At 64.7% G+C, this 26012-nt stretch carries 22 protein-coding genes and 1 pseudogene; 9 read left to right on the top strand and 14 right to left on the bottom strand.

Features of this window, described 5'->3' with window-relative positions; genetic code table 11:
• From HV711_RS20920 to mprF, 6 genes are all read right to left on the bottom strand, one after another.
• The coding region (locus tag HV711_RS20920; RefSeq protein ID WP_254604840.1) for a pyridoxal-phosphate dependent enzyme at nucleotides 1-225 on the bottom strand (225 nt) is incomplete at its 3' end.
• Between the two features lie 221 nt (nucleotides 226-446).
• On the bottom strand, nucleotides 447-2351 hold the full coding sequence (locus HV711_RS20925; protein ID WP_051224036.1) for an alpha/beta hydrolase family protein: 1905 nt from the start codon (nucleotides 2349-2351) through the stop codon (nucleotides 447-449).
• Between the two features lie 31 nt (nucleotides 2352-2382).
• The gene (locus HV711_RS20930; RefSeq protein WP_013588212.1) at nucleotides 2383-2643 is read right to left on the bottom strand and encodes an acyl carrier protein; all 261 of its coding nucleotides are present in this window, start codon (nucleotides 2641-2643) and stop codon (nucleotides 2383-2385) included.
• A gap of 70 nt (nucleotides 2644-2713) precedes the next feature.
• Nucleotides 2714-4315: an amino acid adenylation domain-containing protein gene (locus HV711_RS20935; protein ID WP_035479805.1), complete on the bottom strand. Its 1602-nt coding sequence runs from the start codon at nucleotides 4313-4315 to the stop codon at nucleotides 2714-2716.
• A gap of 480 nt (nucleotides 4316-4795) precedes the next feature.
• Entirely contained in the window at nucleotides 4796-6097 is a 1302-nt protein-coding gene (locus tag HV711_RS20940) for a virulence factor family protein (protein ID WP_035479802.1), read from the bottom strand.
• The gene (mprF, locus tag HV711_RS20945; protein ID WP_244142714.1) at nucleotides 6094-8646 is read right to left on the bottom strand and encodes a bifunctional lysylphosphatidylglycerol flippase/synthetase MprF; all 2553 of its coding nucleotides are present in this window, start codon (nucleotides 8644-8646) and stop codon (nucleotides 6094-6096) included. The genes HV711_RS20940 and mprF overlap by 4 nt, the downstream gene beginning before the upstream one ends.
• A gap of 468 nt (nucleotides 8647-9114) precedes the next feature.
• Between mprF and HV711_RS20950 the strand changes: the two genes are divergently transcribed.
• A complete protein-coding gene (locus HV711_RS20950) occupies nucleotides 9115-9258 on the top strand; it encodes a hypothetical protein (protein ID WP_013588208.1) in 144 nt (47 codons plus the stop codon).
• Between the two features lie 214 nt (nucleotides 9259-9472).
• On the opposite strand, the gene HV711_RS20955 is transcribed toward HV711_RS20950, so the two are convergent.
• Nucleotides 9473-9625, bottom strand: a complete 153-nt coding sequence (locus HV711_RS20955; protein ID WP_013588207.1) for a hypothetical protein — start codon at nucleotides 9623-9625, stop codon at nucleotides 9473-9475.
• Nucleotides 9626-9890: 265 nt separating this feature from the next.
• On the opposite strand from HV711_RS20955, the gene HV711_RS20960 reads away from it, so the two are divergent.
• Complete coding sequence (locus HV711_RS20960) at nucleotides 9891-11288, top strand: MFS transporter (RefSeq protein ID WP_035479796.1); 1398 nt, start codon at nucleotides 9891-9893, stop codon at nucleotides 11286-11288.
• 43 nt (nucleotides 11289-11331) lie between these two features.
• On the opposite strand, the gene HV711_RS20965 is transcribed toward HV711_RS20960, so the two are convergent.
• Together HV711_RS20965 and HV711_RS34090 are read right to left on the bottom strand one after the other, a co-directional pair.
• The gene (locus HV711_RS20965) at nucleotides 11332-11826 is read right to left on the bottom strand and encodes a DUF421 domain-containing protein (RefSeq protein WP_028362384.1); all 495 of its coding nucleotides are present in this window, start codon (nucleotides 11824-11826) and stop codon (nucleotides 11332-11334) included.
• A 237-nt stretch (nucleotides 11827-12063) separates the two neighbouring features.
• Nucleotides 12064-12907: pseudogene (locus HV711_RS34090) on the bottom strand (hypothetical protein).
• 268 nt (nucleotides 12908-13175) lie between these two features.
• Between HV711_RS34090 and HV711_RS20980 the strand changes: the two are divergent.
• Nucleotides 13176-13412 (top strand): hypothetical protein, encoded by a 237-nt coding sequence (locus HV711_RS20980; protein ID WP_013588203.1) that lies wholly within the window; start codon nucleotides 13176-13178, stop codon nucleotides 13410-13412.
• A 76-nt stretch (nucleotides 13413-13488) separates the two neighbouring features.
• Here the strand turns inward: HV711_RS20980 and HV711_RS20985 are convergent, their stop codons facing one another.
• Nucleotides 13489-14562, bottom strand: coding sequence for an NAD(P)/FAD-dependent oxidoreductase (locus HV711_RS20985; RefSeq protein WP_035479792.1), 1074 nt, complete (start codon nucleotides 14560-14562; stop codon nucleotides 13489-13491).
• A gap of 230 nt (nucleotides 14563-14792) precedes the next feature.
• Between HV711_RS20985 and HV711_RS20990 the strand changes: the two genes are divergently transcribed.
• The 6 genes from HV711_RS20990 to HV711_RS21015 all read left to right on the top strand — a co-directional run bounded on the left by HV711_RS20990 (nucleotide 14793) and on the right by HV711_RS21015 (nucleotide 19987).
• Nucleotides 14793-15230 carry a carboxymuconolactone decarboxylase family protein gene (locus HV711_RS20990; protein ID WP_013588201.1) on the top strand — a complete coding sequence of 146 codons (438 nt, stop codon included), beginning with the start codon at nucleotides 14793-14795 and terminating at the stop codon, nucleotides 15228-15230.
• Nucleotides 15231-15474: 244 nt separating this feature from the next.
• A complete protein-coding gene (locus tag HV711_RS20995; RefSeq protein ID WP_035479789.1) occupies nucleotides 15475-16866 on the top strand; it encodes a DHA2 family efflux MFS transporter permease subunit in 1392 nt (463 codons plus the stop codon).
• 164 nt (nucleotides 16867-17030) lie between these two features.
• Complete coding sequence (locus tag HV711_RS21000; RefSeq protein ID WP_015002482.1) at nucleotides 17031-17951, top strand: LysR family transcriptional regulator; 921 nt, start codon at nucleotides 17031-17033, stop codon at nucleotides 17949-17951.
• 115 nt (nucleotides 17952-18066) lie between these two features.
• Complete coding sequence (locus tag HV711_RS21005) at nucleotides 18067-18246, top strand: hypothetical protein (RefSeq protein ID WP_013588198.1); 180 nt, start codon at nucleotides 18067-18069, stop codon at nucleotides 18244-18246.
• Nucleotides 18247-18458: 212 nt separating this feature from the next.
• Nucleotides 18459-19616, top strand: coding sequence for a glycosyltransferase family 2 protein (locus HV711_RS21010; RefSeq protein ID WP_035479786.1), 1158 nt, complete (start codon nucleotides 18459-18461; stop codon nucleotides 19614-19616).
• A gap of 149 nt (nucleotides 19617-19765) precedes the next feature.
• Entirely contained in the window at nucleotides 19766-19987 is a 222-nt protein-coding gene (locus tag HV711_RS21015; RefSeq protein ID WP_035479785.1) for a hypothetical protein, read from the top strand.
• 106 nt (nucleotides 19988-20093) lie between these two features.
• On the opposite strand, the gene HV711_RS21020 is transcribed toward HV711_RS21015, so the two are convergent.
• From HV711_RS21020 to HV711_RS21035, 4 genes are all read right to left on the bottom strand, one after another.
• On the bottom strand, nucleotides 20094-21398 hold the full coding sequence (locus tag HV711_RS21020; RefSeq protein WP_015002480.1) for an MFS family transporter: 1305 nt from the start codon (nucleotides 21396-21398) through the stop codon (nucleotides 20094-20096).
• Nucleotides 21399-21549: 151 nt separating this feature from the next.
• Nucleotides 21550-22602, bottom strand: a complete 1053-nt coding sequence (locus HV711_RS21025) for a GSU2403 family nucleotidyltransferase fold protein (RefSeq protein WP_028362391.1) — start codon at nucleotides 22600-22602, stop codon at nucleotides 21550-21552.
• A gap of 208 nt (nucleotides 22603-22810) precedes the next feature.
• Complete coding sequence (locus HV711_RS21030; protein WP_013588193.1) at nucleotides 22811-24526, bottom strand: SpoVR family protein; 1716 nt, start codon at nucleotides 24524-24526, stop codon at nucleotides 22811-22813.
• Nucleotides 24523-25794, bottom strand: coding sequence for a YeaH/YhbH family protein (locus HV711_RS21035; protein WP_013588192.1), 1272 nt, complete (start codon nucleotides 25792-25794; stop codon nucleotides 24523-24525). The genes HV711_RS21030 and HV711_RS21035 overlap by 4 nt, the downstream gene beginning before the upstream one ends.
• Nucleotides 25795-26012: the final 218 nt, after the last annotated feature.

A 26012-nucleotide genomic window follows, 5' to 3' on the forward strand; every position in this document is an offset into this window, starting at 1 on the left:
CTTGTTGTACGCGCCGCGTACCTTGAACGAGAACACCGGCTGGTTGTCCTCGCGCTTCAGATAGACGGGATTGCGCAGACGCGCCGACAGATGCGGCGCGCGTTCGAGCTCGGTCTCGCGGGCCACGTCGTAGACGCGCGCGGTGAGGGTTTTTTTCAGGTAGTCGTGACGAAGCGCGACAGCGTCGACGGCTTCAGCAAGCGGTGCGGGTTCGCGTAACAGCAAGGCAGGCTCCTGTGCGGCAAGGACGTGGCATCAAAGTCGACCAGGAGGCGGAGCAAGCGGACATAAAAAACCCGCCTCGTGGGGCGGGTTATGTGTGACTGCAATCAGACGCGCGCTAACCCACCATTCGATGAATGATGCTAATAATCAGCGCAATACGGATGTCGAGGCAGTTCATGCGTCCGATCATCGTTGACTTGTGACGATTTGTCAATGGCGCGTCAGGGGCGCTGCGGCCTGGGCTGCCGCCTCGGTTCCGGTCCCGGTTGGAGTGCCCGCGCACCGCGCGCAGCCGCGGTCGATTCGCCGCGCGTCCCAACTACGCGTTCGCGCAGGAACAGTTCGAACTGCGCCATCATCGCGTCGCGCGCGCCGCGTGAAAAAAGCGCGTGATCGACCTTGCCGACCTTCCTCACTGAAACATTCTTTCGTTTGCGCAGCCGGGTGCCGTCAGGACCGAAGTGAATGTCGAGTTCGTCGAGGCCCTCGTCGAGCGGGCCGTACAGCAGCGCCGTTTGCACGGCCTTGCGCTCCAGTTCGAACATGAGTCGACGGATCGCGCCGCCTGGCGTGCGCGCGCCGAGCAATGCTTCGAGCACGGCGCCCGCGCGCGCGGCGACGCGTGCCGAAAGACGGCGCGCAAGTTCGAGCGTGATCGCGCGCGCATTCGCCTGGCCGCTCAACAGACGCACCCACTTGCGCGGATTGCGCATGGCCCGCCGATACACTTCGCTCGACGCGACATACTGTGCGCCTGGCCGCACGCGCGCGCCGCCCCATGTAAAAAACGGCAGATTGATGCACACGCAACCAACGACGGCCGCACGCGCGAGCGCGGCATGCAGGCTCACATAGGCGCCGCTGCACACGCCCGCCATGACGATCTTCGGATAACCGGCGGCCGTCAGCCAGTCGATGCCCGCGCAGGCGTCGTCGATCGCGTATGTCGAATAGACCGCGTCGAGTGTCAGCGCCGCGTCGCGGCGCACGCTGTCGCCAAGGCCGCTCAGGTCCATGCGCAGCGACGCGAGGCCCTGCGCGGCGAGCCGCCGCGCCATCAGCACGGTGAAGCGACCGTCGCCGATCCGGTGCACGCCGCCCGAGTTGACGAAGAGCACCGCCGGCGCCGTATGAAGTGCGCGCTGCGGCTCGCACAGCACGCCTGCGTAGCCGCCGAACATCACGGGCGTCTCGCGCCCGTCCGCGAAAATAAGGCTAGCGGATGCCGCGGGGTCGGCAACCTCCACGTGGGCGCCCTGGGCCACCGGCGCGACCGACGCGAGCCGCGCGGTCGGCGGCGCGGTGGGCGCCGTTCGCACCGTCGCGCCGAGCCAGTGCAACACGTCGTCGAACGCGCGGCGCGGCGGCTCGCTGTAGCTCGGATTCAGCAAAAGCTTGCTGTACTCGCCGAAAAACTGCACCTGCACCTGTGCGCCGAGCGCTTCATAGCGGGCCGCGAGTCTGCGCAAGCGCGCGCTGTCGTTGATGTCGTGCAGCAGCACGCGGCGGGCAAGTCGCTCGCCGCCCGCTGCATCGCCGGATTCGGCGGGTCGTTCCAGATCGACGTTCGCGAGCAGCGCGAGCGTGTCCCGATAGAGCCTGAAGCCATGGGCGCCGACGGTGCCGTACGGCTCTTCCTCCAGTTCGAGTCCGAGCGCGCGTTGCGCGCCGAGCCACGTGTGATGCTGAAGCTCCAGTTCGCGGATGTAAGCCTTGCCCGAGATAACCGGCATCAACAATACCAGGTCGTCGACGCCGCCCAGTTCGTGCGCGGCAAGCGCGGCGAGCGTCGCGCCAAGACGCAGGCCGCACAAGGTGACGCGCGACGCGCCGCTCTCCTCGCGCAGCAGGGTCACCGCCGCCTTGATGCTGTCGAGCCACGCGCGCCAGCGCAACGGATCGTCCTCGTTGCCGCTCGAGTCGCCCGTGCCGGGATAGTCGAAGCGCAGTGCCGCGACCCCGCTCGCGGCCAGCGCGTCCGCGAGCTCGCGCGCGCCGCGATAGGCGGACAGCGCCTCATAGCCGAACGGATTGCACAGCACCACGCAAGCGGCGGCGCGCGAGTCTTTCGGCCGGTGCAGCCAGCCGAAGCAGCCGTCGAACGTCACCGGTGTCATCGTGGCCATGATCGTCGTGGCAGGTCGCGCTCGCGCCGCCTCAGGGACGCGCCGCAAGCGACTCCTCCGGCACGAGCTGGGCAATCACGCCGGCGAGCGCCGCAATGCTCGCGAACATGGCGTGCGTGATCAACGGGCCCGGAATGTGGATCGCGAAGCTCTCCTCCACGGCCATCATCACGCGCACGGTGCCGAGCGACGACAAACCGGCGGCGTAGAGATCGTCGTCATCGCCGAGCGTCTCGACTGCGACGTCGAGGCAGGCTGTCTCATGAAGAATGCGGCGCACATGTTGTTTCATTCATTTTTCCCCGGATGTGTGGAGGCTCGCGCGGCGCTCGAACGTCGCCGTCGCGCAGACTGTCTGCTTCTCAGATGAGCGCATTGCGGCTCACGCAATGCGCCGCCAGCGCCCTTCTATCGACCTTGCCGTTCGCGTTGAGCGGCATCGCGTCGAGCGCGATCACGCGCTGCGGCACCGCGTAGGCCGGCAACCGCTGGCGGCAGCCCGAGACGACATGCGCCGCGTCGACCGGCGTGCCGGTGAGGAACGCGATCAGTCCGTCGGCTCGCCCGGTTTCGTCGACGGGCCATGGAATCACCGCGCAAAACGCGGCGCGGCTGCAGGCCCGAATCACCTGCTCGACTTCTTCGATTTCGACCCGGTTGCCGCGAATCTTGATCTGCGTGTCGAGGCGCCCTTGAAACACGACGCCGTGGCCGGCGACTTCGCGCGCGGCGTCGCCGCTTCGATACCAGCGCGACGAACGGTATCCGGCATAGGATCGTTCGACGAAGCGGCGATTATTCGGCTCGTCGGCGCGCAGGTAGCCCGCCGCCACTTGCGGCCCGCCGATCAACAGTTCGCCGCTCTCGCCGCGCGCGACCGGTGAAAGCACGGCATCGACGATAAGCATCTCCATGCCGGGCACGGCTTGCCCGAGCGGCATCGTGGCCTGCGACGATTGCGCGAGAAACTGCGGCGTGACTTCGAACGCCGCGCACGCGATCGTCGTTTCGGTGGGACCGTAGACGTTGAAAATCCGGCTGTTCGGCGCGGCCCGCTGCCACGCCTCTACGACGAAACGCGGCAGCGCCTCGCCCCCGAAGCAGGTCACGCGCAGACCCGGAAATTCGTCGGGCTGGAGCTTGCGCAACTGCTGCATGAAAGCGGCCACCGAGGGCACGCTGCTCCAATGGGTGATCGCATGTTCGCGGATGAAGCCCGCGTTATAGATCGGCTCCGCGGTTGCCGGCACATACAGGCAGGCGCCGTTGGCCCAGCACACGAACATGTCGTGCACCGAAGGATCGAAGGACAGCTCGCAAAACTGCGCGTGGCGCGCGTCGGGCTCGCGGCCGAGCAATTGCAGTTGCCCGGCCACGTACGCCGAGGCGTTCGCATGCGAGATCGGCACGCCTTTCGGCGCGCCGGTCGAACCGGATGTGAAAAGCACATAGGCGTGATCGTGCGGCGTGCGCGAAGCGGCGGGCCGCGCCGCATTCGACATGTCGGGCAGCCGCGGCCAATGATCCGCGCAGCACGCTTGGCGCGCGTCGCACGTGCTGTGCGGCGCGTCCTCGTCGCTGATAAAAAAGACGGCCGGGCATTCGTCCAGCAGCAACAGCACTTCGTCGAGCCGGGCCGAGCAGCGCCGGTCGACCAGCAGCACCGGCGCCTTCGACTGTTCGATGGTCGCGGCAATGCGCGCCGCGGGCACCGTCGGATTGAGCGGCACGTACGCGAGCCCGGCCCTCATGATGCCGAGCAAGCCGGCATACGCGGCGACGCTGCGGTGCGCGAACAAGAGACAGCGGCGCGCGCCGTCGCGAGGCATCACGCAGTTCAGCCCCGCCGCGATGCGCCCGGCACGCGCAGCGAGATCTCCGTAGCAGTACAGTTGTTCGTCGACCCACAGCGCGCGCCGCTCGGGCTCGCGCGCGGCAGTGTCGAAGAAAAGGAAATCCAGCATTCACGGCCTCGCGTGGCGCATGCACGGACACGCCGCGCACGGCGCTCACCGTGCGATGGCCACTGCCCGTCATGTCGAAAGCACACCGCCGCACAGCGACACTGCGCGACGGCGTGCTGCGTTATCGCAGCAGAATGTCACAACCAGAATGGACGGAACGGCGCCTTGCAGCTCGACTGACCGGGAGGTGACACGGTCGGTCGAATCTGAAGGATTTGAAAGGATCATAAAAGCCGGCAGCGCCGCTATATGTGCGATAGCGCTCGCAAAGCGCGATCGGGCCCGCAAGGCCCGTTGACGCGCGCAGGCGCCGCGTTCGGTGTCGGGCAAATGGCGCGGGTGTCGTTCTGCGTAGATCAGGTTTGAAGCGCTGGATTGAACCCACCCGGCAACGTGCGGATTGCGCGACGCTGCACGGCCGGTGAGCGAGTCGCGAGCCTGCTAGCCGTCAAGCAAACGGCGCACGAGGCGCCGTTTGAATCAGTCGTGCACGCCGCTCTGTTTTTTGAACGCGCTGAGAATGCGCCGTTCGAGCGCGTTGTAATCGCCGCCGAAGTGATGATCGCCGGAAGTGCGGATGACCTCGATGCCGGTCTTCGTCAGCGCCGGACACAAGGTGTCTTCTTCGTTTTCGCCGTAGACGCATTGCACGATGTGAGGCGGCACGCGCGCGAGCTCCGGGCGCACCTTCAACGCCTTGTCGCTCGCGGGCATGCCGAGCCAGCCGCCGACGCGGATCTGGAAATCGGCATCCGGCGCAAAGCCGAGCAACGAAATCAGCGACACTTTCGCGCGCAACGCCTCCGGCAAGCGGTTATACGCGAACGGCATCACGTCCGCGCCGAACGAATAGCCGATCAGCGCGATGTGCTCGGCATGCCAGCGCGCGCTGTAGGTCTGCATCACGCGCGCGAGGTCGCGGCTGGTTTGCGCGGGCGGCTTCTCGCTCCAGAAGTAACGCAGGCTGTCCCAGCCGATCACGGATACGCCGTCTTTCTGCAGCGCCTGCGCGATGGTCTTGTCGAGGTCGCGCCAGCCGCCGTCGCCGGAAATGACAATCGCCATCAGGCCGTTCGGATGCGCCGCGGGCAACTCGATGAGCGGCAGATCGGAGAGGTCGTCGTCGTGCGTCGAGACGGTCTGCAGATGCGGCGTGATCAATGCGACGAGACGCGCGCGGTCGGCGCTGCCCGTCGTCGCCTTTTCGACGAAGCCCGGAATCTTGTCGCGAATGATCGTCGCATCGGGCGGGCATGGCTGAAAGCGCGGATCGAGCGTGCGCTCCGCATCCACGACGACAGCGCCGGCAATCGTGTTCGACGGCGCCTGTTCGAGCACCTGCATCGCGAGCGTCGCGCCCTGCCCCGTGCCTGCGACGATCGGCGCGAAGTAATGGCTCGACTGCGACTGCCGCTCGAGCTGATGGCTCAGCGCTTCGGCGTCGCCCACGAGTTGATGGCAGGCTTCTTTCTTCTGCCCGGGAGCGGCGCCGACGTTGCTCGCGAGATTCGCCGCATACCGCGCGGTATCCACGCCGACGGTCAATGCACCGGCCTTGGCGAGCTCGTCCGCGCTGTGTTGATCGGCTGAACTCCAGCCGCTCGCCTGCGAATAAAGCACGACGAAGCCGCGCAGCGGACCCACCGGCTGCGTCACTGTGACGTTGCCGTAACGGCCGCCGGGAATGGTGGTGGAGGAAGCGGTGGCTGCCGCGTGGGCGAGCGTGCTCCAAGTCACGAGGCTCGCCGCGACGGCGAGCCCCAAAAACGAACGCAAAGTCATGAACGCCGGCCTCCTGCCAGCAATGACAGGTCCGCGAGCGTGAACACGACGCCCACCGAACCCGACGCCGCAAGATAGCGCGGCTCCCAATGCGGCTGGAACTTGCTCTTGAAAGCGCGCAGTCCGCGGAAGTTGTAAAAGCGGCCGCCGAAGCGCCACACGATGCCGGCAACCCGGTGCCAGCGCGACGCGAGCGGCGTCGGCTGCATGCCCGAGAGCGGCGCAATGCCGAGACTGAGCGAGCGGAAACCCGCCTGCTTCAGATGCAGGGCCAGTTGCGTGAACAGATATTCCATGGCGTACGGCGACGCGCTTTCCACGTGACGCATCACGCCGACTGTGGCTTCGGTGTTCAGGTCGGTCGTCATGAAAGTGACGAATGCGACCGGCTCGCCGTGCTGGCGCACCAGCATGACGGACTGCGCGGCGAGGTATTCGTCGGTGAAAGCCGCGACGGAGAAGCTCTTTTCGCGCGCGTCGCGGCTATTCAGCCAGCCGTTGGAAATGCCGCGCAGCGTTTCGAGCGACGCCGGCACGTCCGCCTGATCGATCACTTCGACGGTAAAGCCGTCGCGCTCGCCGCGCTTGAGCGCATAGCGCAGATGCGCGCGATGCGAGCCCTTGAGGTCGAAATCGTCGAGCACGACGTGCGCTTCCTCGCCGAGCTTCATGAGCGACAGACCCGCGTCGAGATACAGCGGCAACGCGTTCGCGCGCACCTGATAGAAAGCGGCGCGGCCGCCGTGCGCATGGGCGAGCGCAACGAACTTGCTGATGAGACCCGCCCACTCCTCGCGCGGACCGACCGGATCGTGCAGCGCGGCCCACGTGCGGCCGTACTTCGCGTACATGAGGAACGCCTCGCGCGACTCGGAAAACAGAAAGCTCTTGTCGCCCATCAAGGCGAGCCCTGCGTCGCTGCGCTCCTGCGCGCGCACGATGCGCGCCGCGTCCTGCAGATCTTCCGGCGCGGGCTTCACGAAATGGCCCGGCGCGGGCCGCAGCAACTGCCAGAAGGAGAACGTCGCCGCAAAGAGGCTGGCGGCCAGCGTCGCGCGCAGCGCGCGCGGCGCGCGTTCGTCGAAGGCGAATTGCCACCAGAGATCGCGCGTATAAGGCACATCGCGGAACGCGAACAGCATCACCCACGTGGCGAGCATCAGCACCATCGCCACCGAGACGAGCCAGCCGGCCGTGAACCGTTCGGCAAACAGCGACGAATGGCGATTGAAGCGCCGTCGCGTCGCAAGCAACAGCACGATCAGCATGCACAGCACGCCCGCTTCGACGAATGCCAGCCCCTTGGTCAGCGACAACGCGAGGCTCAGCACCGCCAGCAGCAAAGTCATCCACCACGCGGCATCCAGACGCCGCAGCAAGCCGCGCGCGACGAACAACAGCAGCACGCCGAGCACGCTGCACAGCATTTGCGAGCTTTCGAGCACCCACAGCGGCAGCACGTCGCGAAGAATATGGAGGCGCTGCCAGAACGCGGGCGTGGCGCTGGAAATCACCAGCATGCTGCCGACCACGAACGTGACGAGGCTCAGGAAGAGCGGCGCGAGTTTCGATGCGCCCGCCGCCTGCCGCAACGGCAGCCGGCCTTTCAGCGCGCGGCCTTCGAACCCGGCCAGCAATGCAGCGGAGACGACAAGCGGCGCGCCGAAATAGATCGCGCGATACGCGAGCAGCGCAGCCACCATCTGCTGGGTAGCGACGCTGCCGTTCAGCGTGAACACCATGGCCGCTTCGAACACACCGACGCCGCCGGGCGTGTGGCCGATCATGCCGAGCAGCATGGCGGCGGCATACACGGTGATGAACGTGACGAAGCTCACGTCCGCATGCGGCAGCAACGCCCACAGCGCGAGGCCGGCGGCGACCACGTCCACGACCGCGAGGCCGACCTGTTCGAGCAGGTCGCGGCGCGCGGGAATGTCGAAGGAAAGCCACGGCCAGCGCGTGCGGACCGCGCGCGTCTCGACGCGGCAGGCGGCCGCCAGCACAACCAGCGCGGCGAGCAGCAGCGCGCCCACGCAGCGCACGGTGGTGGACGACAGATGCAGCATGGGCGCAAGCAGGCCGGCCACGCACACCATGCCGAGCGCCGTCATCAGGACGAGTGCGAGCGCGAGCGAGACGCTCGTGAAGACTGTCATGCGACCGATTTGCGCGGGCGTGATGCTCGCCGCGCCGTAGACGCGGGCGCGCACCGCGCCGCCCGTCAACGCGCCGAATCCGGTGGCGTTGCCGAGCGCCGAACCGGCGGTTGCGCCGATCCACAGCGCCGCCCGCGGCACGCTTGCGCCCAGGTAGCGCAGGCCCACGGCATCGCGTCCGACAAGCGCCAGATAACTCAGCGCGGTGGCGCCGAGCGCGGCCGTCCATTCGCGGGCCGTCAGGCGGCGCAGCTCGTGCATCACCGAGCGGTAATCGACCGCCTGCGAGAGATGCTGAAGCACGACCAGCAGCAGCCCGCCGATGCCGAGCGCGAGCACGGGCGAAAGCAATCCCCTGATGCCGGGCGCCTTCGATGCCCGGACGAACATCGCGCCTAGCCGGTCGAATTTGTTCTTATATCGATGGAACATGGTCAATGCGGGCCTTGCGTGGAGCTGTCAGCTGTCGCGGCGGCGGGCCGTCTGCCGCCAGGCCGCCTTCGGTGATTACAACTGGATAACGGCATGCCGATCAAAAGGTTGACAGTGCGGGGCATTGCGGCGGGGTTTAACCTGGGCCGACGGCCCATATAAGCGGCGCCCTTACGGCACAACCCGGCACAACCCGTCGCCTGCCGGCCGGCCTCGAAGCTCAGGGGGGTGAAGTTTAAACGCTAATCATGCGCGGCGAACGAACATTTCGGCATGAGCTCATGCGTGCCGGGAGGAGCCGGCGATTTCGCGAGGTGCCAACGGATCTTACTCAAGCTTCTCGCCGCCGCTGCCGTAATCGCAAGCAATAGCCTCGGGAGATGCGATCTGTTGATCGCAAGAAGGAGGCCCTTGACGGGAGAAACGATGATGGCGGAACAGGACTGGATGATGGCCGGTTTGTATCTGGTCGGCCTCGTGTCGACGGCGCTGGTAATGAGCGCGCTTTCGGCGCGAGCCGCGAAAATGCGGCAAACGCTCGCCCGGGCGGCCCGTCGCTCGGGCGAATGAGCTTGGGCGATGAGCGTGGGCAGCCCGGCACGACGAGTTGCACCCGGAGCCTCGCGCCACAGACGGGATTACAAAACACAAGCGGCGCTGAATGCGCCGCTTGTTGCTTCATACTGACTGCTGTCAGATTCGACTCGCCTGTTCCTACACCTGCCTTGCGCAGGAAACGGCTGGCTGCGTGCGCGCCGGCCCGCAACGGGACCGTGCGCCGTGCTTACTGCGGACGGCGGTGCGCTTCTGCAATCACAGCGCAGTTTTGCAGATGCAGGTTCAGCGCGTGGAGGGCCAGCGCGCGCAGCTTGGCAAGCCAGTTGCCCTTGGCGGCGACAGTGTTGCGGGCGGATGCGGCGTTCGTTGCGGTGTTCATGGTCGGGCTCCTGTATAGGGTTTATACCTAGGGAATAACCCGATTATAGTCTTCTCATTGCGCAACGCAACAAAAAACAAACCTGTGGCGTGAGAAACACACCGGCGCGGCCGCTTCCCTGCGAGGCTGCGCTCAAAGGGTCGCATGCACGAGCGCAGTATTAACAAACCGCACCGTACAGGTGCAATAATGCCCCCTTGCCTGCCGCCTCGCTTCTTGCGTGCCTTCTTCTCTTACCGGCGACAGACCACCTCCGCCCCGTTCCATGACCGTCGCCGAGAAAGCCCTGATTGCGCCTTTGATCGTCGCATGCGCGATGTTCATGGAAAGCGTCGATGCCAACGTCATCGTCACCGCGTTGCCGGCCATGGCGCGCGACTTCGGGCGCGATCCCGTGACGCTGAAAATCGCGGTCACGAGCTACGTGCTCGGGCTCGGCGTCTTTATTCCCGTGTGCGGCTGGCTAGCCGACCGCTTCGGCGCGCGCACCGTCTTTCGCACGGCGATCGGCATCTTCGTGGCCGGCTCGCTGTTGTGCGCGGCGTCCAATTCCCTCGCCACCTTTACGCTCGCCCGCTTCGTGCAAGGCGTCGGCGGCGCGATGATGGTGCCGGTCGGCCGGATCATCATCTTCCGGGTCGTGCACAAGGCCGATTTCATCCGCGCGATGAACTATCTGAGCGTGCCCGCCATGCTCGGCCCGGCGGCCGGGCCGCTGCTCGGCGGCTTTATCACGACCTACCTGCACTGGCGCCTGATCTTCTTCATCAACGTGCCGATCGGCATCCTCGGCATCTATCTGACGAACCGGCACATCGCGAACACGCGCGAACCGGATCCCGGGCCGCTGGACTGGATCGGTTTTTTTCTATCGGCGGCGGGCGCGGTGCTGTTTCTGCTCGGCTTGTCGCTCGTCGGCGGCGAACTGATTGCCAATCGCGACGCGTTCGGCATGTGCGGCATCGGCGCCGTCCTGCTCCTGCTTTATGTCGCGTATGCGCAGCGCGCGCGGCTGCCGCTGCTCGATCTGCGATTTTTCAAGGTGCCGACCTTTCAGGCGAGCGTGCTCGGCGGCTCGCTGTTTCGCATCGGCCTCGGTGCTCTGCCGTTCCTGTTGCCGCTGATGCTGCAGGAAGGGCACGGCATGAGCGCGTTCCAATCCGGGCTGATTACCTGCGCGTCGGCATTCGGCGGCATGTTCATGCGCGCGGTTGCGTCGCGCGCGCTGCATCGCTATGGCTTTCGCTCGGTGCTCGTCGTCAACGCGGCCTTGTCGGGCATTTCGATCGCCGCATGCGGGCTCTTTTTCCCCGGCACGCCGACGTGGATTATCTGGGTGGTCGTGCTGCTCGGCGGCTTTTTCCCCGCGCTGCAATTCACGAGTCTGAATTCGTTGACCTATGCGGAAATCGAGAGCCGCGACGTGGGCCGCGCGACGAGCCTCGGCAGTGTCGTACAGCAGATGTCGCTCGGTCTCGGCGTCACCGTGGGCGGCATCGTCCTGCAAGTGTCGCGTTTGCTGAACGGCCATGAAGCCATCATGTGGTCGGATTTCTGGCCGGCGTTTCTTGTCGTCGGGCTGTGCTCGTTCGCGTCGATCCCGGTCACGCTGCGGCTGCCGCACGGCGCCGGCGAGGAAATCTCGCGCGGGGGCCGCGGCTGACGCCGACCGTCGCCTGCCCTGCGCCTGTGAGGCTGCGCAATAGTCACGGCTCCTTGCGGATCACGCTCACCTCGCCGTTACGCTCGAGAATCGCCGCCGCCACCTTGTCGAGCGAACGCGAGCCGAGCTTCTGCCGCACGCTTTCACGCACGTCGTTCGAGGTCATCAGCGCGGCGCGCAGTTCGTTTTCGTTGAAGGCGCCGTTGCTGTACACCTCGCGCTCGACGCCGCCCACGAGCCGCTCCACCGCGTGCCAGCGCATGCAGACCCACGCGAGCAGGCGGTGACACACGACAATGACGAGCGATGCCAGCACGGTCGCGACGAACGGCGACGCGCCCACGATCGCGCGGCTCAACGTGGCGCCGAGGAGAATCACCACCACCGAATCGAACGGCGAGCGTTGCCCGAACGAGCGCCGGCCGGAAACCCTGATCAACACAAGCGCGACGAGAAAAATGACCAGCGCGCGCGCGCTCATCTGCAGCGGGTCGAGATCTCGTCCTTGCCCGAACAGCAGATAGATCGCGTCCATCATTGTTATGTCCTCCTTTTGCGGCGCGTTGCCCTCATGGTTTTTTCTGCGGCGAGGACGGCGCTCATGGGGCGGCTAGCGGTGTTGCGCCGGCCCTTGCTGCCCCTCGCCGCCATCGCACGGGCGGCGTGTGCTCCGTGCGCCGCCTCGCTGAGGGCCTCGCGACTTTCTGTCGCCATCCGCCGATGCCATGAAGAAGCAAACGATGTGCCGGTAACAAACCGGCAAAGCCGTCGCGCGTTACTTGCCTAAAGCCGCACGCACCTTCGACACGTCGCGCGATGTCACGGGCGCAGCCGCGTTGCCCCATGTATTGCGGACGAACGTGAGCACCTGGGCCATTTCGTTGGTGGTGAGCCGGTTGGCGAAAGACGGCATCTTGTGCGGCTCGGGGCCGCCCTGCGTGCGCGGACTCTCGCCGCCCTCCACGACGAGCAGCACGAGCGAGACGCGGATACTTTTGCCGCTCGCCCGCGCCATCCATCCGATGACAGCGCGCGGGACGATCGGCCTGAATGCACTGCTCGTTTGTCTGGCCGGGAATGGTCTGGGTCTTGCCGGCCAGCTGCGGCACCCAGAACGCGTGCACGACATCGGCGCTTTTCAAGAGCACCTTTACCGGCTCGCCCACAGGAATATGAATTTCATTCGCCGTACTGAAGTTTCGTGCGGGGTCGGCGTCTTCGGTGTAATCGACTTTCCACCACCAGTCGTAAGCGGTGACGGTAATGACCAGCCGCGCGTGCGAGGCCGGCGAAGCAACGGACTCGAGCGTCATCATCGCGTAGACGAGCATGCCGAGCAGCGCGATGCACGAGACACCGGTGCCCACGTAGATCCAGCGCAGGCCGCCCGCCTCCGGCCCGATTGCTTCCGCCGGCGCAGCGGCGCGCTCGCGGAGCACGGCCCCCACAAGCAGTCCGCTCACGATCAGCACGACCAGCACGACGATTGCCGTCAGCACCCAGCCGAGCCGCATCGTCGGTGATGCCGCGGGCCTTTCGGTGTGCAGAAAATAAGCGAGCGGTGCAGGCTCGGCGCAAGCTTCGGACGACAGAACAACGCTTGCGCAGAACACGTTCAAAGCTGCCGACGCGGCGAGGCGCGCCTAGTGTGGCTGTTGCAGCTTTGTTTGCGCGGTCCTGATGCATCGCATGCCGCTCTGCTGCGGTAACGTGTTCGAGACTTCGGGCCGACGCGCGATGGCGCTGCTCCCTCGCGCAGTGCCCGACACAGGGGTCAAGCAGCGCTCAACGATGGGCAAGAAACGAACCTTTCAAGCGACTGAACGCGGGTCGGGTCCCGGGATTGCTCTTCCCGAGACACCCTCGACCCTGCATAAGGAGCTTGCCTTGAAACATGCCACTCTCGCGATCGCGCTCGTCGCCTCATTCGCGTTCATCCACACCGCGGCGCATGCCGAGGGCTGCGCCAAAGGCGCGGTTGTCGGCGGCGTCGGCGGACATGTTGCGGGCGGCCACGGCGTGGCCGGCGCCGCAGCCGGCTGTGCGATCGGCCACCATGAGGCGAAGAAAAAACAGAAAGCGGCCAGCGCGGCAGCAGCCGCCAGCCAACCGGCAGGAAAATAGCGCTCCGTGATGGAAAAAAAGACCCGGCGCGATCGCCGCCGGGTCTTGCCGGATTTTCCCGAAGCGTCCCGCGGTTTCAGCCGGCCGCGCTCACTTTCTCGGCGAGCTTCGCGTCATAGCTGGAATGCACATGCACGCGTTTGCGCTCGGGATACGCATAGGAGTAGGCCTTGCGAAGCGCGAGCGACGCCTCATGAAAGCCTGACAGAATGAGTTTCTGCTTGTTCGGATAATTGGCGATGTCGCCGACCGCGAAGATGCCGGGCCGCGAGCTCTCGTAGTTGGAGGTATCGACATCGACACGGCCGCCGTGAATGCTCAAGCCCCACTGCGCTATCGGACCCAGATCCGCGATCAGCCCATACAACACGACGAGCTGATCGGCCTGCAGTTCGGTCTCGCCTTCAATATGTCGCAATGTGATAGATTTCAGCGCGCTGCCTGACGCGTCGCTGTTCGCCTGCAACGCCGAAATCGCGCCGACTACGAAGTCCATCTCGCCCGCCTGCACCGCACGCCGCATCAGCTCCACGCTCGAGTCCGCGGCGCTGAAGCCGTTGCGCCGATGCACGAGCGTGACGCGCCGCGCGACCTTGCGCAACGCGAGCGCCCAGTCGAGCGCGGAATCACCGCCGCCCGCCACGACGACGGTCTTGTCGGCGAAATCCGCGAGACGCTGCACGCTGTAATGCACGGAGCGCGATTCGAGCGGCACCGCGTCGGCGAGCGCCAGCTTTTGCGGCACGAATGCACCGTTGCCGGCGGCGAGCAGGATGGCCGCGACGTCGAACACGAGGCCTCGATCGGTGCGCACGGTCCATCGCCCGTCGCTGCCCTGCTCGACCGATTCGACCCGCTCTTCGAGATGAATGGGCACATCAAACGGCTTGCATTGCGCGAGCAGACGGTCCACGAGTTCGCGTGCCGTACATGACGGAATGGCGGGAATGTCGTAGATCGGCTTGTCGGGATACAGCTCGGTACACTGGCCGCCGATCTTGCCGAGCGCATCGACGATATGACACGACAAGCCGATCACGCCGGCCTCGAAAGCGGCAAAGAGGCCCACGGGGCCGGCACCGACGATCAGCACGTCGGTGCGAATGACCGGTGAACCGGGTGGCAAAACAGGCTCGGCTGCGGACGTCATGCGAAAACTCTTCGATAAGGTGATGACCCACCATACCGAATCGACGCGGGCGCGGCAACGATGCCATTACAGCGAGCAAGGACGCTTGACGCGTCGCGAGTCCGCTCGCCCCGCCCACAAAGTGGTTACCCGAAAAACGCCATAAATGGCCATTTTTCAAAGCCAGTGCGGCGACTAGTATTCACTCATCGCATTGCCGGATGCGCCCTAACCAACGCAAGGAGTGAATCATGCAACAACGTCTCGATTTCTACAAAGCCGGTCCCGCTGCCATCAAGGCGATGCTCGGCCTCGAGGAACGCATCGGCAAATCGTCGATTGAAAAGTCGCTCGCCGAGCTGGTGCGCCTGCGCGCATCGCAGATCAACGGCTGTGCGTTCTGCGTCGACATGCATACCACCGACGCGCGCAAAGGCGGCGAAACCGAACGGCGTCTCGCGACGGTCGTCACCTGGCGCGAAACGCCCTTCTTCACGGACCGCGAACGCGCCGCGCTCGAATGGACGGAAGCGTTGACCCTCATCTCGCACGACCATGTGCCCGACGCCGTGTGGGAAGCCGTGCGCCCGCACTTCAGCGACGAGGAACTGGTCGACCTCACGCTGCTGGTGTCGGCCATCAACGCGTGGAACCGCTTTGCAATTTCCTTCCGCAAGATGCCCGAATGAGCGCGTCGGCGATTCCATAAGTCAGCAGCCCTCGCAAAGCCGCCTCGCGAATGCGTTCGCGGCGGCTGTGCTTTTTCCGGCCTGGCGCGTCGTTCTGCTCCCCGTTATTGCTGCGCGTCTTTCCCTCCGCGATTCTCGCGACTGATTGTTCCCACCGAGCTTGCCGCATCGCCCAATGCCGTATCATTGAAGCGTTCGCTGACAACCTTCGCTCAACCGGCGCGCGCCGGCCGCTTGCCATCACATGTCCAGGGATTCGTCGCACACCGCGCTGCTGTGGATAGTCGCCGCCGGTTTTTTCATGCAGTCGCTCGACACGACGATCGTCAACACCGCGCTGCCGTCCATCGCGCACAGCCTGCACGTCGCGCCGCTTGCGATGCAGCCGATCGTCGTCGCCTACACGCTGACGATGGCCATGCTCACGCCTGCCTCCGGCTGGCTTGCCGATCGCTTCGGCACGCGGCGCGTGTATTTCGCCGCCATCCTCATTTTCGTGATCGGCTCGATCTGCTGCGCAAGCGCGCCTACGCTCGGGCAACTCGTGCTCGCGCGCGTGCTGCAAGGCGTGGGCGGCTCGATGCTGCTGCCGATCGGACGCCTCGCCGTGCTGCGCAGCGTATCGGGCGAGCACTACGTGTCCGCACTCGCGTTCATTTCGGTCGCCGGTCAGCTCGGTCCGATCGCGGGGCCGACGCTCGGCGGCTGGTTCGTTCAGGCGATCACGTGGCACTGGATCTTTCTGATCAATGTGCCGATCGGCGTGGCCGGTCTTTACGCGGTGCAGCGCTTCCTGCCGGCGCACGGCAAGACGCAGGCGCCGCCGTTCGACTTCGTCGGCTGCGGGTTGCTGTCGCTCTCGATGATCGCATTTTCGCTGGCCGTCGACGCGCCCGTGCCGACGCACGAGGCGGCGTGGTCGGCGGCGCTTTTCGCGCTCGCGGCGGTGAGCGCGCTCGCCTACATTCCGCACGCTAAGCGGCGGCGCGACCCGCTCTTCAAACTGTCGCTGTTCGGCGAGCCGAATTTCAGCGTGGGCCTGATCGGCAACCTGGTGTGCCGCATTGGCTCAAGCGCGGTGCCGTTTCTCGTGCCGTTGCTGTTGCAACTGCAGCTTGGCTACACGCCGCTGCATTCGGGTCTGATGATGCTGCCCGCGGCGCTCGCCGGCAGCGTCGCGAAACGCTGGATCGCGCCGCTCGTGCGGCGCTACGGCTATGACCTGTTCCTGCTCGTGAATACGCTCGTCGTCGGCTCGTCGATCGTGGCGTTTGCGTCGATCTCGCGCGGCACGCCGCTCATCGTCGAGATCGCGATTCTCGCGGTGTTCGGCGCGGCGAATTCCATGCAGTTCGCGGCCATGAACAGCGTCACGCTCAAGGGGCTCTCCCATGAGGACGCCGGCAGCGGCAACAGCCTCTTTTCAATGGTGCAGATGCTGGCGATCGGCCTCGGGGTGTCGATCGGCGGCGGACTCGTCAACCTGTTCGCCGCGCAATGGGGCTCGGCCGCGCTCGGCTTCCGGCTGAGCTTCGTGTGTGTCGGCGCGATCACGCTGATGTCGGCCTGGGTGTTCCGACGCCTCGATAGCGCGCCGGCGGTGCCAGCGCCCGCGAGCCAGGGCGCCGGTCGTTGAACCCGCATCGCCGGTAAAACGCGCTTGAACGGCGGCGCTACGCCCTGCTGCGCCGCCTCGCTATGCACCACGCATGATCGCCTCACGAGCCTTCGTGGCCGGGCTCGCCGCGCGGCGTTTCGCGTTAGCATGTACGGTGTTTACCCATAAGAAAGGATTCTCCGATGCCATTTGACGAGCGCATGCTGAACGGCATGGGCGTGCTGACAGCCATCGTCGACTGTGGAAGTTTCGCGGCCGCAGGCGTAGCGCTCGACATGTCGCAGTCGGGCGTGAGCCGTTCGGTGGCGCGGCTCGAGGCGCGGCTCGGCATCCGGCTGTTCGACCGCACGACACGCTCGGTCACGCTCACCGACGAAGGCCGGCGCTTCTATGAGCAGATCGTGCCGCTTCTGAGCGGGCTCGAGGAAGCCGCGGCATCTGCCGCGCAAGGCGCGACCGCCGTGCGCGGACGCCTGCGTGTGAACCTGGACCCGTTCTTCTCGCGCCTCGTGCTCGGGCCGCGGCTGGGCGGCTTTGTCGACAGGCATCCCGATCTGCAGCTCGAACTGATCACGCGCGACCAGCTGGGCGATATGGTCAGCGACGGTTTCGACGTCGCGATCCGTTTTGGCGAGCCGCCGGTGTCGTCACTGATCGCGCGCAAGCTGCTGGACACGCGCGTTCTTACCGTCGCGGCGCCCGCGTATCTGAAGAAACACGGGCACCCGGCGAACCCCGCCGAACTGGAAAGCGGCCAGCATGCGTGCATCAAATTTCGCGATCCGCTCACCGGTTACCCGTTCAGCTGGGAGTTTCATCGCGGCCGCAAAAAAATGGTCATCACACCGCAAGGCCGCCTGACCGTGAACGACGTGGGCACGCTGCACAGCGTGTGCACCGCGGGCCAAGGCGTCGCGCAGATTCTCGCGCTCGGCGCGGAGTCGCTGCTCGGGAGCGGCAAAATGGTCGAGCTTTTTCCCGATTGGGGCGACGAGGTCTACCCGCTGTATGCGCTCTACCCGTCGCGGCATCATCCGCCGGCCAAGGTGCGTGCCTTTCTCGATTTCATCGTTTCGCTGACGGGCTCCGCCCAGGCCGGGTGAAAGGACGGGCAAAAGGCCGAATGAAAGGCCGAATGAAGGGCCAAATAAAGGCCGAATAAAGGCGCCAGGCCCGGGCTTTGCTCCATCAGCAACGTGTTCAAACGAGGAGAAAGCCATGGCCGAGCCCAAGCAGCCGAGCAACGAAAAGCCGGACGACATTGCTCATCCGCATCCCGCAGTCCATAGCGACAACGAAAAGAGCAAGCTGCCGCCACGCGGCGACGAAGGGCGCAACCAGTCGCCGGCCGACCGTCCTGGCCAGAAGCCGGGCGAAGGCGAGCCGTCAGTCGGTTGAAATTAAGCGCGTGTCTGGAAGCGGCTTTGCTGCGTTTTGGCCGGCAAAGCCGCATAAATTTTTCCCTTTCAGCAGCTTTCATACAGCAGACATTTTTTCCGTTTTTTTACCGAATATTTTTTCGGCGCGATGCACTACTTTTCTGCTTGCAGCGATGTATGCGAACAAGCAACCGGCTGCCGCCCCTTCAACAGATAACAAAGGCGACGCCCATGTCCATCCCCGTGCCCTCCGCCGAATCCGCCCAGGTGTCGATCTGCGTGCCGACCTGCAATCGGCCGGAATTGATCACCGAGTGCATCGACTCCTGTCTCGCACAGACCTACGGCAATGTGGAAATCGTGATCGGCGACGATTCGAGCGACGCGCGCACCGAGCAGCTTCTGGCGTCGAGATATCAAGAGGCGTTGAACGAACGCCGCATCCGCTACGTGAGGAACGAGCCGCCGCTCGGCCAGGCGCGCAATGTGGCGAGTCTGTTCGGACGCGCGCGCGGCGACAAGATTCTGCTGATTCACGACGACGACCTCCTCACCACCGATGCCGTGGAAAAACTGCTGTCGCTGTGGACACTGCATCCGCGGCTCGACGCTGCGTTCGGCGCCCAGTACGAAGCCGACCACAGCGGCGCGATCGACCTCGACGCGAGTGCGCGGCTCAACGCGGCGTTCAGGCGCACGAAGGACGCCGAAGGCCTGCAGCCGCTGCCGGGCAGGACCGGCTTGATCCAGATGTTTCCGAACAACGGCTGGATGGCGGACGCGCGGCTCGTCAAGCGTATCGGGTATGGGGAGCAATACGGCGCGTGCTGCGATTTCGTGTTCGGCACGGAACTCTGCCTCGCGGCGCGCGAGGTGTTTTATCTGCATGACTACGTTTCGGTGTATCGCAAGACAGCAAGTTCGATCTCGCACAGCACGCGCGGAACGGCAGCGGCTGCGACCCTTGCCGCCTATGCGTTCGTCAAGAAACTCAAGCTTCCGCCGCAATTGGAGCCGTCGCGCAGGGTTGCGCTGCGGCGCCTCGCGCCGATTGTCGTGTCCGTGCATGCCAGAAACCGTCAGGCGCGGCTGGGTCTTAAGATCGCGCTCGGTCATCTGTTCGCGTATCGCTATGGGCTGAGCGCGCGGCTTTATTACCATCTGCTGATGCTCTCGCGCGCTGCCGCGAGCGCGCGCGAACGCGCCGCCGGGATGGCGGTCGCGTCGCCTGAGGCAAGCGCGACGGCGGTGACGGCGGTGACGGCGGCCACGGCCGTCACGACAGTAGCAGCCAGTGTGACTGCAACGGCCCCGCTGAGTGGCGAAGCCGGCGCGATAGTGAAGGATCTCGTCGCAGAATGGGCCGCCGATACGACCGACTCCCTTTAACGGGTAAGGCGCTGTGCCGCCGGCACCGGCCGTCAGCGCGTTTTCTGCTAAGCATCCTCTGCTTAGCAAAGGCGTATTTGTTGCTTGGACTCGCCCGCGCCGCTGATTACGATGAACCGGACACGTCATCAGCGCCGAGGTGAGTCGCCATGTCCGAGAGTGCCTGTTTCAAGCCGCGCGTCATCGAGCCGGTCGCCGAGAATCAGCCCGAGGGATTGGGGCTCGCGGTGGAGTTGTGGCTCGCCCAACCCATCGACGGGATTGCCGGGCGAGCCGTGCAGATTCACCTGCGCAGCAACGCGAAAATGGCACAAGCAGAAGCGCTGCGCGATCTGCTGCACGTGCTCGGCACCGGGATCGTGGTGGCCTGAGGCCGACGGGCTATGCAGCGCCTGGTGTTAGATGCGACGCATAGCCAGGCCGCACACGCGGCGCGCGATGAACGCGTGATCAAGCGTGATCACGCGCGCCCCGCGCTCACGGTTCGTGGCGCAGATATCCCTCTTTCGACGGGTCACGCATGCGCAGTGCGACAAGGCCCGCCACCGCGCAGAGGAACGTCACGTACCAGTAGAACATGGACTCGTTGCCGATCGACTTGAGCCACAGCGCCACATATTCCGCCGAGCCGCCGAAAATCGCATTGGCGACCGCATACGAGAGGCCGACGCCGAGCGCGCGCACTTCCGGCGGGAACATTTCGGCCTTGATGAGACCGCTGATCGACGTATAGAAGCTGACGATCGCCAGCGCCACCACGACAAGGCCGAACGCCGCGAACGGGCTCGTCACGTCCTTGAGCGCATGCAGCAGCGGCACCGTGCCGATGGTTGCAAGAAGGCCGAAGCACAGCATCGAATTGCGGCGGCCGATGCGGTCCGACAGCGCGCCGAACAGCGGTTGAATCAGCATGTAGACGAAGAGCGCCCCGGTCATCACGTTGCTCGCGGTCTTTGCGTTCATGCCCGCCGTGTTCACCAGATATTTCTGCATGTAGGTGGTGAACGTGTAGAAGATCAGCGAGCCGCCGGCCGTGAAGCCGAGCACGGTCAGAAACGCCACGCGGTGCTGCCACAGGCCGCGCAGCGTGCCCGCTTCCTTGCGCTGACGCGTCGCGGCGGTGGTGGTTTCATCGAGCGATTTGCGCAGATAGAGCGCGACCAGCGCGGCGATCGCGCCGATCACAAACGGCACGCGCCAGCCCCAGGCCTTCAGCTCGGCGTTGGAAAGCGTCTGCTGCAGGATCACCAGCACGAGCAGCGCGCACAGCTGGCCGCCGATCAGCGTCACGTACTGGAACGACGCGAAGAAGCCGCGCCGCCCTTTCAGCGCGACTTCACTCATATAGGTTGCGCTCGTGCCGTATTCGCCGCCGACCGACAGGCCCTGGAACAGCCGCGCGACCAGCAGCAGCGCGGGCGCGAGCGCGCCGATCTGCGCGTAGGTCGGCAGCACGGCGATCACGAGGGAGCCGCCGCACATCATGAACACCGACACCATCATCGCGGTGCGGCGGCCATGTTTGTCGGCGAGACGGCCGAAGAACCAGCCGCCGATGGGCCGCATCAGGAAGCCCGCCGCAAACACGCCGGCGGTGTTCAGCAACTGCGTGGTGGTGTTGCCGCTCGGGAAAAACGCGGGCGCGAAGTACAGCGCGCAAAACGAGTAGACATAAAAATCGAACCACTCGACGAGATTGCCCGAAGACGCACCGACGATCGCAAAAATGCGGCGCCGTGTGTCGTGGGCGGAGGCCACGCTGTGGTCTGTGAGGTCGGTCATATTGTGTCTTCCTTGTCTCTTGAACGGAGGTGGCGGTCGTGGCGCCGCCTTCATCACGCGATTTTCAGCGTGCGCGAATTTTACAGAATCGCAAGCAGAAGTTGGGACAGTTTGTGAGCGATGGTGTCCGGCGCTGCGGCCGGCTGCGCGTTCAACCCGGGAGCCCGCTTTCGAGTTCCGCGAGACCGGCTTCATGCGCATCGCGCATCAGCGCCTCGACCTCGGGCAGCGTGCGGCGCACAAGCGCGCGCGCGGAGCGTGGCAGTTCCGCGCAGGCGTCTTCGATGTCCCCCGTGCGATGCTCGCCCAGCATGGCCAGCAACACCGACGCCTGACGCACGTCCTTTTGCGATTTCACGAGCGTATTGGTGCGAAGCCGCGAGACGAGCAGCTTGTGGATCGCGAAACGCGCGGGCTCGGGCACGCGCACGGGCACCGCGCCGTGCCGCGAGATGAGCGTGCCTGTTTGCGCCTTGCCGAGCAGATACGCGAGGTAAGGCAAGCCGGTTGCATGGGCGTTGAGCTCGGCCACCGGCACCGTGGGAAATGTGTCGTCGCGCGAAGGAACCAGCAGATCGACATGAAAACGCGACTTGCCGGCCTCCGTGTAGGAGGTGGACGGTTCGCCGCGTTTCAGGGCAGGCACCGGCACGAAGTTGATGCCGGTTTCCTTGAGCATCGCGAGCAGCCCGCCTTGCGGCGGATTGGCCAGCGCGAGCTGATGGCGGCGCGCGATGTCGATATCTTCCGTCTCGTACGACACGGCCCGGATGCCGAGCGAGTTCAGGATGACCGCATACGCATGCGATCCGACAAGCACGGCGCCCGCCTCGAAGAGGCCATAGTTATAGAGCACGCCGACCGTCGCATAGGTCTTGTTGTCCGCGAGCTGGAAGCCGAGCTTGCTCAGATCGCGGATGCGGCCGATCAGATCCTTGCCTAGTTCGATGCGCCGGCGCACCTGCTCCACGCGCGCATCGACCTCCGGGTCGCCCTGCGGGCCGCCGAGGCTCTCTTCCTGCCGGCGCCCTTCCGGGCCCATGTACTGGCGCGCGTAGTAGACAGCGCCGCCGCGCTTGTGCTCGATGATCGTGCCGGGCGCGCCCATGAGCACCCTGTCCTGGGTGCTGGCGGCCTGCTCGACGTTGGCGAACTGCGAGCAGTAGGCCTGCTCGTGTTGCTCGTATAGAGGAAAGGGTGACATGGCTTTTTCAGTAATTTTTTATATTTTACTGAAAAACGGCCCGACGCCACGTTTTTCAGCAGTTTTGCTAAAATTACTGAAAACATCTTCTGCTTGGCTGCCGTGTCCTGCCATGAAAAAGCCCCCGCAAGCGTGCGCTTCCGGGGGCCCGATCATGCTTCGAGGATGGCCCTGCAAGGCGCCGGCCGGTTCTTACGGCGGCACGCCGTCACGCCCTCACGGCCGGCGGCACATAGCGGCATTCGTAGCGTTTTCTGACCGTGCCGTTTTCGTCGACGCTTTCCAGATACACGTCGAACTGCCACAAGCGCGCCATGTGCTTGAGCACCTCGTCGCTGTCGGACGACAGATGGCGGTTATCGCTCATGAAGTGCCGCAGCGTCAGGCTCCGGTCGCCGCGCGTGTTCACCGCCCACACCTGAATGTTCGGCTCGCGATGATGCATGTCGTACTGCCGCGACAACGCCTGACGCACATACTGATAGCCGCTGTCGTCGTGAATCGCGGAGACTTCGAGCGCGTCGCGCATGTCGTCGTCGAGCACCGAAAAGAGCCGCATTTCGCGGATCAGGTGCGGCGACAGATACTGCGCGACGAAACTCTCGTCCTTGAAATTGCGCATTGCGTAGTGCATGGCCGGAAGCCACGGGCTGCCCGCCAGCTCCGGGAACCACTTGCGGTCTTCGTCGGTGGGGTTTTCGCAGATGCGGCGAATGTCGCTCATCATCGAAAAACCGAGCGCGTACGGATTGATGCCGCTGTAATACGGCTTCGTGACGGGCGGCTGGTACACCACGTTGCTGTGCGAATGGAGGAACTCCATCATGAAGCCGTCTTCCAGCTTGCCCTGGTTGTACATGGTGTTGAGCAGCGTGTAGTGCCAGAACGTGGCCCAGCCTTCGTTCATCACCTGGGTCTGGCGCTGCGGGTAGAAATACTGCCCCACTTTTCGCACAATGCGGATCACCTCGCGCTCCCACGGCTCGAGCAAAGGCGCGTTTTTTTCCGCGAAATACAGCAAGTTTTCCTGCGGCTCGGGCGGATAGCGCTCTTCGATTTCCTCGGGCAGCGGCGTGTGCCGCGTGGGCAGCGTGCGCCACAACTCATTCACCTGCGACTGCAGATACGCCTCGCGTTCGCGGCGCGCGGCGAATTCCTTTTCGAGCGAGAGCTTTTGCGGACGCTTGTAGCGGTCCACGCCGTAGTTCATCAGCGCATGGCACGAATCGAGCAGTTCTTCCACGCGATCGAGCCCGAAGCGCTCCTCGCACTCGGCGATGTAGTTCTTCGCGTAGACGAGGTAGTCGATGATCGCGTGCGCATCCGTCCACAGCCGGAACAGATAGTTGCCCTTGAAAAACGAGTTGTGTCCGTACGCGGCGTGCGCGATGACGAGCGCCTGCATCGTCATCGTGTTTTCTTCCATCAGATACGCGATGCAGGGGTTCGAATTGATCACGATCTCGTACGCGAGCCCCATCTGCCCACGACGGTAGCTTTTTTCGGTCGCAAGAAAGTGCTTGCCGAACGACCAGTGCCGGTAATTGACCGGCATGCCGACAGACGCGTAGGCGTCCATCATCTGTTCAGCGCTGATGAGTTCGAGCTGGATGGGATACACGTCGAGCTCATATTGCTCCGCAACACGGGCAATATGCGAGTCGTACTCCTCGATCAACTCGAACGTCCAGTCGGACGGGCACGGCAGAGGCCGTCTATCGGCTACGTTCATACGGACTTCCCTTTGCCCCTCGGTGGGCGTTCCGGTGTGTCCCCGTGCTTCTGCGTTGTCGACTGCTCCGGCTTGCGCGGCGCCTAATTCGTCCGCCGCGGCCTCGGCATGCCCCGACTCACGCTGCGGCACGCCTTTCTCGCGCTCCGGCTGGTAGCCGCGCGCTTCGTTGTGCAAATGCTTTGTCGTCATGACGACGCCACCTGCTTCTCGAACAACTCGCGAAACACCGGATAGATGTCAGCCGCGGTTTCGACCTTCTTCATTGCCATATGCGGCTGGCTCAAGGCCAGTTGCGCATATTCGAGCCATAAGTTCTGCTCTTCGGGCGTGACCTGAATATACGCAAAATAGCGCACCTTATCGAGGATGTCATCCGCGAGTATCTTGCGGCACTTCGGCGAGTCGTCGGTCCAGTTGTCGCCGTCGGACGCCTGGGCGCCGTAAATGTTCCATTCAGTGGGCGAATAGCGCTCGTCCATCACCTTCTGCATCAGTTCGAGCGCGCTCGAGACGACCGTGCCGCCGCTCTCCGTCGAATGGAAGAACGTGTCTTCGTCCACTTCCTCCGCGCGCGTGTGATGGCGAATGAACACCACCTCGATCTTCTCGTAGTTGCGCTTGAGAAACAGGTACAGGAGGATGAAAAAGCGTTTGGCGAGATCCTTGCGCTGCTCGTCCATGGAGCCCGACACATCCATCAGACAGAACATGACGGCCTGACTCGACGGCGTGGGCTGCTTCACGCGATTCACGTAGCGCAGATCGAACGGATCGATAAACGGAATGCGCCAGATGCGCCCGCGCAGATGGTGAATTTCGTCTTCGAGCAGTTTGATTTCGTCGCGGCGGTCGTCGGGGTCCGCTTTCAGCGCCTCGAGCTGCCGCTCCATTTCATGGAGCTGGTTGACGAGCGGCGCCCCCAGCGCGATGCGGCGGCCGAGCGCGCTGCGCAGCGAGCGCACCACGTCGATATTGTTCGGCGTGCCCTCCGCCGCCCAGCCGGCGCGAATGCTTTTCCACGTCGGCACGGCCAGCAGATGGGTTTTGACAAGCCGCGGCAGTTCGAGGTCGTCGAAGAAGTACTGCATGAACTCTTCGCGGCTCAGTTCGAACACGAAGTCGTCCTGACCCTCGCCTTCGTTGCTCGCCTGACTGCCGCCGCCCCCGCCGCCACCGCCTTGCGGACGCTGGATTTTGTCGCCGCGGATGTAGTCGGAGTTGCCAGGATGCACCATTTCGCGCCGGCCGCCCGGCCCATGCCGGAACGACGGCTCCGCAATATCCTTGCGCGGAATGGTGATGCTCTGGGTGTTCTGAATGTCTTTGATGCTGCGGTCGCGCACCGCCTCAGAAACGGCGCGACGAATGTAGTTCTTGACGCGGCGCAAAAAACGCTCGCGATTTGCAATGCTTTTGTTCTTACCTGCCAACCTGCGGTCGATGATTTGATGAAGCACGCCCGGTCTCCAAGGTGGACGCAGTGAGCGCTGGTGCGCCGACTCCGGTCCCACGCGGTGCGTCCGGTAACAGCAAGCGCTTTGGGCTTGCTCCTACGCGAGGCCACCGCGCGCATTTCGGGTGCACGAGACGCACGCTGCTAGTCCGATGCTATGTCCATGCAGCTTGCGGCTCGCAGGGTGCTCGCGCGGCTGGGCCGCGCGAGCGGCACGCAGTG

Origin of the sequence: Paraburkholderia phenoliruptrix, assembly GCF_902859825.1 — a bacterium.
GTDB lineage: Bacteria > Pseudomonadota > Gammaproteobacteria > Burkholderiales > Burkholderiaceae > Paraburkholderia > Paraburkholderia phenoliruptrix.

Excerpts from the sequence above, each read along its gene's own strand:
- HV711_RS21000 (WP_015002482.1), top strand. The coding sequence starts at position 17,031 with ATGCCATTTGACGAGCGCATGCTGAACGGCATGGGCGTGCTGACAGCC.
- HV711_RS21015 (WP_035479785.1), top strand. The coding sequence starts at position 19,766 with ATGTCCGAGAGTGCCTGTTTCAAGCCGCGCGTCATCGAGCCGGTCGCC.
- HV711_RS20935 (WP_035479805.1), bottom strand. The coding sequence starts at position 4,315 with ATGCTGGATTTCCTTTTCTTCGACACTGCCGCGCGCGAGCCCGAGCGG.
- HV711_RS20955 (WP_013588207.1), bottom strand. The coding sequence starts at position 9,625 with ATGAACACCGCAACGAACGCCGCATCCGCCCGCAACACTGTCGCCGCC.
- HV711_RS21010 (WP_035479786.1), top strand. The coding sequence starts at position 18,459 with ATGTCCATCCCCGTGCCCTCCGCCGAATCCGCCCAGGTGTCGATCTGC.
- HV711_RS20930 (WP_013588212.1), bottom strand. The coding sequence starts at position 2,643 with ATGAAACAACATGTGCGCCGCATTCTTCATGAGACAGCCTGCCTCGAC.
- HV711_RS21005 (WP_013588198.1), top strand. The coding sequence starts at position 18,067 with ATGGCCGAGCCCAAGCAGCCGAGCAACGAAAAGCCGGACGACATTGCT.
- HV711_RS20985 (WP_035479792.1), bottom strand. The coding sequence starts at position 14,562 with ATGACGTCCGCAGCCGAGCCTGTTTTGCCACCCGGTTCACCGGTCATT.
- HV711_RS20965 (WP_028362384.1), bottom strand. The coding sequence starts at position 11,826 with ATGATGGACGCGATCTATCTGCTGTTCGGGCAAGGACGAGATCTCGAC.
- HV711_RS21030 (WP_013588193.1), bottom strand. The coding sequence starts at position 24,526 with ATGACGACAAAGCATTTGCACAACGAAGCGCGCGGCTACCAGCCGGAG.
- HV711_RS20960 (WP_035479796.1), top strand. The coding sequence starts at position 9,891 with ATGACCGTCGCCGAGAAAGCCCTGATTGCGCCTTTGATCGTCGCATGC.
- HV711_RS20950 (WP_013588208.1), top strand. The coding sequence starts at position 9,115 with ATGATGGCGGAACAGGACTGGATGATGGCCGGTTTGTATCTGGTCGGC.
- HV711_RS20940 (WP_035479802.1), bottom strand. The coding sequence starts at position 6,097 with ATGACTTTGCGTTCGTTTTTGGGGCTCGCCGTCGCGGCGAGCCTCGTG.
- HV711_RS20925 (WP_051224036.1), bottom strand. The coding sequence starts at position 2,351 with ATGGCCACGATGACACCGGTGACGTTCGACGGCTGCTTCGGCTGGCTG.
- mprF (WP_244142714.1), bottom strand. The coding sequence starts at position 8,646 with ATGTTCGTCCGGGCATCGAAGGCGCCCGGCATCAGGGGATTGCTTTCG.
- HV711_RS20995 (WP_035479789.1), top strand. The coding sequence starts at position 15,475 with ATGTCCAGGGATTCGTCGCACACCGCGCTGCTGTGGATAGTCGCCGCC.
- HV711_RS21020 (WP_015002480.1), bottom strand. The coding sequence starts at position 21,398 with ATGACCGACCTCACAGACCACAGCGTGGCCTCCGCCCACGACACACGG.
- HV711_RS21025 (WP_028362391.1), bottom strand. The coding sequence starts at position 22,602 with ATGTCACCCTTTCCTCTATACGAGCAACACGAGCAGGCCTACTGCTCG.
- HV711_RS20990 (WP_013588201.1), top strand. The coding sequence starts at position 14,793 with ATGCAACAACGTCTCGATTTCTACAAAGCCGGTCCCGCTGCCATCAAG.